This window comes from Prosthecobacter sp., from assembly GCF_044222565.1.
In the GTDB taxonomy this organism is placed as follows: Bacteria; Verrucomicrobiota; Verrucomicrobiia; order Verrucomicrobiales; family Verrucomicrobiaceae; genus Prosthecobacter.
Map to the genome: position 1 here is coordinate 22,229 of NZ_JBGANA010000043.1, position 9,988 is coordinate 32,216.

The 9,988-nt window shown below is 59.5% G+C and carries 9 protein-coding genes; 7 read left to right on the top strand and 2 right to left on the bottom strand.

Annotated features, from left to right (window positions below; translation table 11 throughout):
* The first annotated feature begins 34 nt into the window (after positions 1–34).
* Both ACILSR_RS32130 and ACILSR_RS32135 read left to right on the top strand, forming a co-directional pair.
* Entirely contained in the window at positions 35–2,728 is a 2,694-nt protein-coding gene (locus ACILSR_RS32130; RefSeq protein ID WP_395753923.1) for a hypothetical protein, read from the top strand.
* A 35-nt stretch (positions 2,729–2,763) separates the two neighbouring features.
* The gene (locus ACILSR_RS32135) at positions 2,764–3,114 is read left to right on the top strand and encodes a VOC family protein (RefSeq protein WP_395753924.1); all 351 of its coding nucleotides are present in this window, start codon (positions 2,764–2,766) and stop codon (positions 3,112–3,114) included.
* A gap of 1 nt (position 3,115) precedes the next feature.
* Here the strand turns inward: ACILSR_RS32135 and ACILSR_RS32140 are convergent, their stop codons facing one another.
* Positions 3,116–3,445, bottom strand: coding sequence for a cupin domain-containing protein (locus ACILSR_RS32140; RefSeq protein ID WP_395753925.1), 330 nt, complete (start codon positions 3,443–3,445; stop codon positions 3,116–3,118).
* 141 nt (positions 3,446–3,586) lie between these two features.
* Here ACILSR_RS32140 and ACILSR_RS32145 point away from each other — a divergent pair, with 141 nt between their 5' ends.
* A complete protein-coding gene (locus tag ACILSR_RS32145) occupies positions 3,587–4,015 on the top strand; it encodes a hypothetical protein (RefSeq protein WP_395753926.1) in 429 nt (142 codons plus the stop codon).
* Between the two features lie 59 nt (positions 4,016–4,074).
* Here the strand turns inward: ACILSR_RS32145 and ACILSR_RS32150 are convergent, their stop codons facing one another.
* Entirely contained in the window at positions 4,075–5,352 is a 1,278-nt protein-coding gene (locus tag ACILSR_RS32150; RefSeq protein WP_395753927.1) for a hypothetical protein, read from the bottom strand.
* Positions 5,353–5,467: 115 nt separating this feature from the next.
* Between ACILSR_RS32150 and ACILSR_RS32155 the strand changes: the two genes are divergently transcribed.
* The 4 genes from ACILSR_RS32155 to nagB all read left to right on the top strand — a co-directional run bounded on the left by ACILSR_RS32155 (position 5,468) and on the right by nagB (position 9,814).
* On the top strand, positions 5,468–6,208 hold the full coding sequence (locus ACILSR_RS32155; RefSeq protein WP_395753928.1) for an ATP-grasp domain-containing protein: 741 nt from the start codon (positions 5,468–5,470) through the stop codon (positions 6,206–6,208).
* A 24-nt stretch (positions 6,209–6,232) separates the two neighbouring features.
* Positions 6,233–6,826 carry an alpha-ketoglutarate-dependent dioxygenase AlkB gene (locus ACILSR_RS32160; protein ID WP_395753929.1) on the top strand — a complete coding sequence of 198 codons (594 nt, stop codon included), beginning with the start codon at positions 6,233–6,235 and terminating at the stop codon, positions 6,824–6,826.
* Positions 6,827–6,857: 31 nt separating this feature from the next.
* Positions 6,858–7,760 (top strand): lipoyl synthase, encoded by a 903-nt coding sequence (gene lipA / locus ACILSR_RS32165; RefSeq protein ID WP_395753930.1) that lies wholly within the window; start codon positions 6,858–6,860, stop codon positions 7,758–7,760.
* A gap of 167 nt (positions 7,761–7,927) precedes the next feature.
* The gene (gene nagB, locus ACILSR_RS32170) at positions 7,928–9,814 is read left to right on the top strand and encodes a glucosamine-6-phosphate deaminase (RefSeq protein WP_395753931.1); all 1,887 of its coding nucleotides are present in this window, start codon (positions 7,928–7,930) and stop codon (positions 9,812–9,814) included.
* Positions 9,815–9,988 lie beyond the last annotated feature (174 nt).

Below are 9,988 nucleotides of genomic sequence, written 5' to 3' on the forward strand. Positions count from 1 at the left end.
TTTATCCAGAGGGCGTGGGTAGATTTCCGCGTTCATGTTCCGCTTTCTGCGCCGACTTTTGCTGTTTTCGGCCGCCAGTTTTTTGCTGGCGGGCAGCGTGTATTTGACCACGGCGTCATTTCATGAGCGCTGGCACGGGTTTGTGACGGGGGAGCTGGCGCAGCACGGGGTGCATCTGAATTTCGAGCATCTGACGATCAACCCCTTTGGCGGACTGGTGGCCGAAGGGGTGAAGGTGTTCAATGATGCCAAAAAAGTTCACGTGGTGGCGGCGGTGGACCGCCTGAATCTGGATGTGGATTTTGGCAGCCTGGTCGAAGGACGGATCAAAATTAACGGCATGGAACTGCTGCACGCCAGCGTGGCGCTGCCGGTGGATCCTGACAGCCCTCAACGGACGGTGATCGAGGTGAAGGACCTTAGTGCAAGAGCGCTGCTGGAGGGAAGGCGGCTGGACATCCGGCATGCGGAAGGGCTGTTGTCCGACGGACTGCAGATCCTTGTCAGCGGCGTGGTGGAGCTGCCGAAGCCAGATGAAAGCCAGCAGGGGATGAGCGCCCAAGACCGTCTGAACGCCATGCGGGAGCACCGCGTGAAGATCCAGCAGGGCCTGGACTGGCTGGCGCGGTTTCGCGCTCCGCATGTGCCAACGCTAAGCGTGAAAGTCTCAGGCGCACTGGACCGCCTGGATGAACTGAAGGCAGAAATGCTGTTCCAGGCGGACGGTCTGGTGTTTGAAGACTATGTGTGGAAGGAGCTCGTGGCAGAGGCGGAGTATGACGGCGGATTCATTGACCTGAAGCGGCTGCATCTGCGGGACCACCTGGGTACGATGGATGCCACCGCCACGTGGCGGTTTGGCGCCGACTACCTGCGCTTCAGGCTCACTTCGAGCGCGGATCTTCCAGGCCTGGCACGGGCATTTTTCAGCAGCGAGCAGCTGCGTGAGGTGGTGTTTTATGAGGCGCCGAATCTGGCGCTGGAAGGCAGCATTTTTCTGAACAAGCCGGCAGCGGATGACTTTCTGCCTGCCGAGGTGACCGGCCGGCTGGACTGCGGCCGGTTTGGCAGCCGGGGCGAGGTTTTCAATTCGCTCAGCCTGACCCTGGGCGCCAAACGTGAAGGAATCTTCGTGCGTGACGCGCTGCTGAAGCACAAGACCGGATCCCTGGGGCTGGACCTGATGATCCATCGCACGGAGGGCATGAAGTACAATCTGGCGCTGCGCATGGACCCGACGGTGTTCATGCCTTTTGTGCAGCAGGCGAAGACGCGGGAGATCATCCAGCGGTTTGAGTTCAACGAGGACTCCTACATTGATGTGCACATGGCATGCGCCGGACCGAAGCCGAATCTGCGTCTGTGCCCCAGCTCCGGCCATGGAATGGTGCGCAATTTCAGCTACAAGGGGGTGCACTTTGAGTCGGCGGAAATGGATCTGGCGTTCTTTGGAGACTTTCAAAACTACGCCAATGTGCGGGTGCAGCGTGCGGATGGCCCGGTGAGGGCTGACCTGGTGTTCGTGAACGATGACGACAACGAGAAGTGGCTGCGGCTGGTGAACGTGCATGCCAGTGCGGATGCCGCGGGGGTGGTCCGGGCGTTCGCTCCGAAGGTGGCGGACCAGATAGCGCAGTATCGCTTTTCCGCAGGGACAGACGTCGTCGCAAACGGCACGATCGGATTCAAAAACAATCCGCAGCGCAACAACTACAAGGTCACTTTCAAAAACCCGGTGGGCGGCGCGCATTACATGCTGTGGAACGAGGACTACCCCATCAATGCGCCGAACGGTGAAGTGCACATCCTGGGCAGCATGCTGAACTTCGATTTCAGCGGGCGTCTGTTTGGCGACACGCTGAATGTGCAGGGCGCGGTGAACCTGGCATCCGGGGTGAAGGGGTACGATGTGGACGTGCGTGCGGGGCGCTTTCCGTACAGCGTGTTTAACCGCAAGCTGCCGTTTGAGGATGTGCGCGCGATTGTGCACAACCGGGATGGGCTGGCGAAGATCGACGTGTCTGCGGATGTGCTGGGCGGCGGCATGACTTTGAAGGTGAATCTGAATGAGAACCGCGAGCCGGACTCCTATGACGGAGAGCTGCGCATGAATGCGCTGAGCTTTCAGCGCTTTGCGCAGGTGTACTCCCCGGGCAATGAGAGCGTGGGAGACATCAGCGGCCATTTCAAATTCACCGGGCGCATGAATGACTGGAAGGCGCTGAAAGGCGGCGGTGCGCTGATCATCGTGAATGGCAACCTGCTGGCGCTGCCGGTGCTGGGACCGCTGACGCCGATCATTGGCGCGTTTCTGCCCACGAAGATCAAAGGCTACAACGTGGCCAAGCGGGCGGACTGCACCTACGAGGTGGCGGACGGCTTCATCCTGACGCAGAACGTGGAGGCGGAGTCGAGCGCCTTCCGCATTTTCAGCCGTGGAAACATCGACTTCATCCGGGATGACATTGATTTCAATGCCGAGGTGCGCATGAGGGGGCTGGGCATTCTGCTGTTTCCTGTGACGCAGCTGCTGGCCTACAAAGGTTCCGGCACCATCGGTGATACCAAGTGGCATCCGCGCATTTTCGGCGGCGGCAACAAGGATGAACGCAAGCCGCCGACGGAAAAGGAACTGCAGGAGGCGCAGCGCATCCGCGGCAACCCGGCGCAGCCGAAGCCCAGCACGCCCGCACCCGCGCCCCGGCAGAAGGCCTTGTTTGGAAATTAGGTGCAGCGGTTGCAGGACTGTGCCACGGAGGCCGCATGAAAGTAGAACGACTCAAGTATGTGATCTGGGCGGTGAACATGAACCGTGCGGTGCATTTTTACGCCACCGTCTTTGGCGGCACGATTCTCAAGCAGAACGACATCATCAGCGAGGTGTCCATCTGCGACGGCATCATCGGCATTCACGGTGGCGGCGAAGGCGGACGCACCTGGACGGGGCTGAGCTTCCAGGTGCCGGACGTGATCGAAGGCGCGCGGGAAATCGTGGCCGCAGGCGGGCAGCTCACACGTGAGCCGGAGCCTGAAGACGGCCAGCCGCCGCACCTGGCCATGTGCGTGGACACGGAGGGGAATGAGATCATGCTCACGCGCAAGCGCGCGCATTGATTCATACGATGGTCAGCGGACCATCGAACATCGTCAGGCTGATGACTTCGGTCTTCGCCACGTGCGGTCCATGCTGCTGGCCTTTGGGGGCATGGAACAAGGTGCCGGCGGTGTAGGTCACGTCGCTCTCCTCCCACTCGCCGGAAAGAATCCAGGCCCATTCGTTGGCAGCAGGGTGCGTGTGCGCCGGAATAGTTTTGCCGGCGTGAAATTTGCGCAGCACCACCACGCCACCGGTGGCTTCGTTTTTGTGCAGGATCTTCAATTCGACACCCTCGTAGGGGCCGGGCTGCCAGGGCTTGTCTTCGGCTTGGGCGATGTATTGGAACATGTGGAGAGTGTGGAGGAGATTTGGTGAGCGTCAAAGGTCAGCACGAGAGGCAGTCTCCCCGTGTTATGAAACGTCTCACTCTTCCCTTGAAAAAAGGCTGACAAGACGGTCCACCTGTGAATGATTTCAGGTGCTTGCTCTATGAAAACATTCAAACTTGGTGTCACCAGCGGCATTTGCATTGTGCTTGCCTGGAGTTTGTTTTCTTCGGCTTTTCTACAACACGCTTCAGGGACTCATGGGTATGGCGGTTTCCCCGCCGCTCGCTGCAAGGAGCTTCACGATTATCTCAGCGGACAAGGTTTCGTGCTTGATCCTGCTTACGCCCATTCAGAACGAGCAAAACCTCAGCAGAAGTTTCATGGGATTTTTCATGGGTCGCGACCATTCGATGTCACGGTCTTCGGAAAGACAGCAGACAACGAGGGTGTGTATGTCGAGACAGCGTACGACTTTCGAGGATCCAGTTGGAGCGTTAAAGACTCATCAAAAAAGGCTCAAGAGTTTGCCCTGGCGTTGGACCGCTGGATGAGTGAGCGCCAAAAAAGTGATTTGAATGCGGGTCTATAGCTCTTCCGAGACTGAGCTGGATGGTTATGATGCGCAGGCAGACTCAGTGGAGCATCATCTTATTCTGTTATGACAAAGAACTCCCGACGCAGCTTGCTGAAGACGATTTCAGACGTGCCAAACTTCGGATGCAGTCGGCGGCGACCGGTGCTGTAGGTGACGTAAACCTCATCGCGGTAGAGGTGCATGAAGGGAGTGTTGATGGCATTGAAATCAACAATCGAGAAAGCCTTCGTGTAGTTCTCGTAACGCGAGTCGATTTGCACGACGTCGCATTTGTTGCGGGTGACGGTATTGCCTCCCATGTGGACAGAGGGGGCGGTTAACATGGCGACGAGGCCGATGGGCTTGCCGAAATCGCAGAGGGTGGGACGGCCGATGCCATAGGTCCATTTCGTGACGGGTGTGTCGAAATGGTAGAGGTCTGTCTTCGCGGCTTTGCTGAGCATGTAGCCGTTCTCGATGACGTTGGAACGCAGGTGGAGATAGACGTGGGTCTTGTCCTGCGTGATGACGGGTTCGGCGAGGATTTTTATTTCGTTGGAGAGCAGACGTGGATCGGGTGCGCCGAGGAGTTCCCAGGTCGCGCCTTGGTTGGCGCTGCGCATGAGGATGTTGGTGAGGAGGCGGGTCTGACCGTCCTGCGAGTTTTTGATCTGGATGGTGCTGTAGAGGTGGCCGTCCAACTCGACGAAGTCGCAGGCGGTGCTGATGCCTTTGCTGAAGGAGGTGCCGGTGCCTGCACCGAAGAGGAAGTCGAGGTGGCGTTGCACGGTGGCCTGCGTGAGATCGAGCACCTTGTCGGGCTGCTTGGCGATGGAGCAGCGCATGGGGTGGAAGCCGGACAGGGTGGCGGTGGCGATGTGGTAGTCGCGGTAAAAGGCGCGGTAGGATGAGACGGGATCGCTGCCGAGGCGTCCAGTGAAGAAGATGCGCAGGGTGTCTTCTCCGAGTGCGTGGATCATGGGACCCGTAACAAACGTGCCGCCAAGAGTGACGCCGTCCGAAGAATCGCCCGCTTTGGCGATGTCGATCCATTTCGCCGTAGCTGTGGGATTGAGGATGTTGAAAACCGCCATGCGGGCGACTTGTCCCGCTTTGTTTTCTTCGATGGTGGTTTCATTGCACTGATAAACCGCATAGCCGATGCCATTCACAATACGCAACCCGGACTGGTGGGCGTAGAGCTCCTTCTGGTAATTGCTGACGATTTGCGCCTGATCAACGAAGGAGCGGGAGGAGACGACACCGTCTGGGCGCTGAGCGGGCTCGGCTGCGAACGCAGTGCAAGCCAGCGCTCCGATGAGCGGCAGGCGGCAGAAAAATGAGGACGGCATGATCTCGAGCTTATCGTGCTGAGTGCGGATGTCCAAACGCGTTGCATCTCGTGAATCGAGCCGTTGCCGGACGGGGAATTGCTGGCAGAATGAGCGGCGAACGAAGAGTGTGAACATGTTTAAGCGAGTCTATCTTGAGCAGAAGGAACCCGGAAAGTTGGGGCAAGAAGAGTCCCTGGTGCGTGAGGAGTGCGAACGTCTGGGCGTGGAGGTCGTCCCCTGCCTGCGGAAGCAGATTCAGCGGAGGCAGCTGCCGCTGACGCGTGAGTGTTTCATTTGTGGAAGCATCGATGTCATGCACGGAGCGATGAAACAGCTGGGCATTGAAGTGCCGGAACCGAACGACTTCCCCAAGTCGCTCGAACCCTTTTTTCATCGCAAAATCTGGCGCAGCACGGTCAAAGGGCTGATGTCTTTGCTGGAATATGGACGGGAGGTTTTTGCCAAGCCAGCGGGTCGTCAGAAGTATTTCAACGGGCGCGTGTTTGGCTCCCAAGGTGACACGAGTTTTGTCTATGGGGTGAGCCGTCAGGAGCCGGTGTGGTGTTCTGAGATCGTGAACTGGCGGTCGGAGTTCCGCATCTATGTTGTGGGTGCGGAGATCGTGGCGCAGAGGCACTATTGGGGAGACCCCACCGTGCTGCCGTCACAGTCCACGCTGGAGGAAGCCATCCGAATCTACTCGGCATCGGGTGAAGCGCCGGCGGCCTATGGCATTGATTTTGGGGTGCTCGACACCGGCGAAACCGCCTTGGTGGAAGCTAATGACGGGTATTCGCTGGGAGCTTACGACATGGATGCCGCCAGTTATTCGCGGGTGCTTTTCACCCGCTGGCAGGAACTGGTGCGAACTTGAGACAGCAACTCAAATGACAGAACTTTGAAACCACTGAACTGCATGACAGATGTAGAGAGCGCCCCAGAAGTCACCGTGAAGACGGGTTTCCTTTCTCCAGCGGAGGCGACTCATCTGTTTGCTGAACTCACGACACGGATCTCGTGGGACGAGCGCATGAAGGCCCGCAAGACAGCGTGCTTTGGGCAGACTTACGATGATTCGGGAGTCGATTATCAGGTTGTGCCGATGCATCCGCTGCTTGTCCCGCTTTGTGCGGCCATTGAAAAGGAACTGGGGTTTCGCCCCACCAACTGCCTGCTGAATTATTACGAGACGGGGCGGTCCACGATGGGCTTCCACTCTGATGCGGTGCACAATCTGGCGGACGGGACTGGGGTGGCGATTTTGTCGCTGGGAGCGGAGCGGACCCTGACCTTTCGCAGCAAAGCAAGCCTGGAAATTTGTGTGGGATTCTCCCTGCCGCCAGGGTCGCTCCTGTACATGACCCAGCTGACGCAGGCCTTTTGGACCCATGCGGTGAAAAGGAGCGATACGGACGATGCGCGTATCAGCCTGACGTTTCGGCATATTTTGCCCCCTGAGGAGCTGGCGGGGCGTCCAAACGCGTTGCAATGAGGCCGTTTTTGGGCCATGCATCCCCCCGCCAATGACCCCAAAAATCGACCCCGCCCTGCATCGCGACAAAAAACCGGAATGGATCCGTGTGACGCTGCCGCGTGATCCGAAATTCTGGAGCACCAAGGGGCTGATCACCGATTTGAAGCTGCACACGGTGTGTGAAGAGGCGCAGTGCCCGAACCGCTGGGAGTGCTGGAGCCAGGGCTCGGCCACCTTCATGATCGCCGGGGACCGCTGCACTCGTGCCTGCGGCTTCTGCGCGGTCAAAACAGCCAAGCCTTTTGCCCTGGAAGCCGATGAGCCGCAGCGTGTGGCCGAAGCGACCAAGCGCATGGGCCTGAACCACATCGTCATCACCGCCGTGGCGCGTGACGACATGAAAGACGGCGGTGCGGATCACTTCGCCCGCACCATCGAGGCTGTGCGCGAAGCGGTGCCGACGATCACGATTGAAATTTTGGTACCGGATTTCAACGGCAAGGACGACGCGCTCGAAGTGGTGATGAAGGCCAAGCCGCACATCTTCAATCACAACCTGGAAACCGTGGAGCGCCTGACGCCGCTGGTGCGCAGCCGTGCGATGTACCACCGCAGCCTGCACGTGCTGAAGCGTGCGAAGGCCATGGCGGCGGAGCTTGGCACGCAGTGCGCCACCAAGAGCGGCCTCATGCTCGGCCTCGGCGAGACGGAGACAGAACTTTTTCAGGCGATGGACGATCTGCGCGAGCATGACGTGACTGTGCTGACATTGGGTCAGTACCTGCGCCCCTCCCCTCAACATCTGCCGGTGATCGAATACATCCACCCGGACACGTTTGAGAACTACAAGCAGATCGCGCTGAAGAAGGGCTTCCGCCATGTGGCCAGCGCGCCGCTGGTGCGCAGCTCTTACCATGCCTCCGACTTCAAGCCGGAGCTGGATCTGCAGTAGAGGTTGCCAAGGACAAGTGTGGTCAAGGTGCCGCCCGTGTGGCGGGAAACTGGTATTTTGCTGCCGGGAACTCGTACGGATTGCATCTCCATTAGGCAGAGCACAACGGAAAGCGGGTTGCGTGCGCGGCAATCCGAGTTCTGTTCGTGGAACCCCAACCTATTGCCATGTCCATTCGTCCTCCCGCTGAAGCCTACGAGAAAGTTCCAACCGTCATTTTCCCTGATTCCGCCAAGGCTGCCAAGACGCTGGCGCAGGAGGTGAAGCAGCTCATCGAGACCAAGAACAAGGCGGGCAAACCCGCCGTGCTCGGAATGGCCACGGGCTCGACGCCGGTGCCCTTTTACCGCGAGCTGATCCGCCTGCACAAGGAGGAGGGTCTGAGTTTCAAGAACGTCATCACCTTCAATCTGGATGAGTATTACGGCCTCACTTCCGACCACCCTGAAAGCTACTCGATGTTCATGGCGGAGCAGCTGTTTGACCACATCGACATTCCGAAGGAGAACATCAATCTCCCGAGCGGCACGGTGCCTGGAGACCAGGTCTTCAACCACTGCCGGCAGTATGAGGAGAAGATCGAAGCCTCCGGCGGCATCGACCTGCAGATCCTGGGCATTGGCCGAACGGGCCACATCGGCTTCAACGAACCCGGCTCCAGCCGGGACTCGCTGACGCGCCGCATCACTCTGGACCGCGTGACACGTCAGGACGCCGCGAGCGATTTCCGCGGAGAGCAGAACGTGCCGCACTTTGCGATCACCATGGGCGTCGGTACGATTCTCCGGGCGAAGAAGCTGGTGTTGATGGCCTGGGGGGAAAACAAAGCGGTGATGGTGGCCAAGGCCGTCGAAGGACCGATGACGGAAGTGATTTCCGCATCCTTCCTGCAGGATCACCCGGATGCGCGATTCTTCATCGACAACGGAGCCTCTCGGGAACTGACCCGCATCAAGCTGCCCTGGCTGGTCGGCCCGGCCTCGTGGACCCCGCGCGAGACCCGTCGCGCCATGGTGTGGCAGGCCTTCAAGATCAAGCGCCCGATTTTGAAGCTGGTGGACGAGCACTATAATGAGAACGGTCTTTCCGACCTGCTCTCCGAACAGGGGCCGGCGTACCAGCTGAACATTCGCATCTTCAACCAGCTGCAGCACACCATCACCGGATGGCCCGGCGGCAAGCCCGACGAGGACGACACCTACCGGCCCGAGCGTGCGCGCCCATACCCGAAGCGCTGCCTCGTTTTCAGCCCGGAGCCGCAGGATGCCATCACCGGCATGGGCGGCACGATGGACCGCCTGATTGAGCAAGGGCATGACGTGCGGCTGATTGCATTGACCTCCGGCAGCCTGCGCGTGCCGGACAGCGAGGCGGACAAATTTGCGGAAACTCTGCTTGAGCTGGCTTCCAATGCGGCGAATCCGGCGACATGGGCCGCCCAGGTGGCTTACGCGCGGGAGGCTCTGGGCCTGCTGGAGGCCAAGGGGGAATTCGGCGAAGACCCGCCGCTGCTTCGTCAGCTCAAGGGCCTGATCCTGCGCGGTGAACTGCGCGATGCCGCCCATACGGTGGGTCTGGCCAATGACCGCGTCACCTTCCTGGACCTGCCTTTCTATGAGCAGGGCCGTTACCGCCGCTTCAAAAGCACGGAGGACGATCACAAGGCGCTCGTGCGCCTGCTGCAGGAGCACAAGCCCCATCAGATCTACGTCACGGGGGATGCGGCGGACCCTTCGAGTGTCTCGGGCATCTGCTTCCGCCTTCTGGTGGCCGCGCTGCAGTCCTGCGGCGGGGAAGAGTTTGCGGGTTCCTGCAGCGTCTGGTTGTACCGTGGCAAGGAGCGTCCGCTGGAGCCGCATGAAATCGACATGGCCATCCCGATGAGCCCTCTGCAGATCGAGCGCAAGGCAAACGCCATCTCACGTTATGGCGCGCTGTCCTCGCTGGAAAAAGAAGCGCCGGAGACCAATCGCGAAAACGCGCGTTCTTATGACGCCCTCGGCCTGGCCGAGTATGAGGCCATTGAGACCTTCCAGCGCTGGCGCCGGGTGTAGCCGGCCAGGCTAGGCTGGTTGGCTGACCGCCCGGCCTAGACCTAATGCCGCTAAGCAATCGTTGTGACGGCGAAGTTTCTGGAGGTGGACGACGAAGAGGTGTTGATCATGCGTGGCCATTTGTCCACAGGGCGTCGGACTTTGCGCTGGCAGGATCTTGTTCGTCGTGGTGGC

Bases quoted from the DNA above. Each gene is read 5' to 3' on its own strand.
- ACILSR_RS32130 (WP_395753923.1), top strand. From the start codon at position 35: ATGTTCCGCTTTCTGCGCCGACTTTTGCTGTTTTCGGCCGCCAGTTTT.
- ACILSR_RS32155 (WP_395753928.1), top strand. From the start codon at position 5,468: ATGTTTAAGCGAGTCTATCTTGAGCAGAAGGAACCCGGAAAGTTGGGG.
- ACILSR_RS32150 (WP_395753927.1), bottom strand. From the start codon at position 5,352: ATGCCGTCCTCATTTTTCTGCCGCCTGCCGCTCATCGGAGCGCTGGCT.
- nagB (WP_395753931.1), top strand. From the start codon at position 7,928: ATGTCCATTCGTCCTCCCGCTGAAGCCTACGAGAAAGTTCCAACCGTC.
- ACILSR_RS32135 (WP_395753924.1), top strand. From the start codon at position 2,764: ATGAAAGTAGAACGACTCAAGTATGTGATCTGGGCGGTGAACATGAAC.
- lipA (WP_395753930.1), top strand. From the start codon at position 6,858: ATGACCCCAAAAATCGACCCCGCCCTGCATCGCGACAAAAAACCGGAA.
- ACILSR_RS32140 (WP_395753925.1), bottom strand. From the start codon at position 3,445: ATGTTCCAATACATCGCCCAAGCCGAAGACAAGCCCTGGCAGCCCGGC.
- ACILSR_RS32145 (WP_395753926.1), top strand. From the start codon at position 3,587: ATGAAAACATTCAAACTTGGTGTCACCAGCGGCATTTGCATTGTGCTT.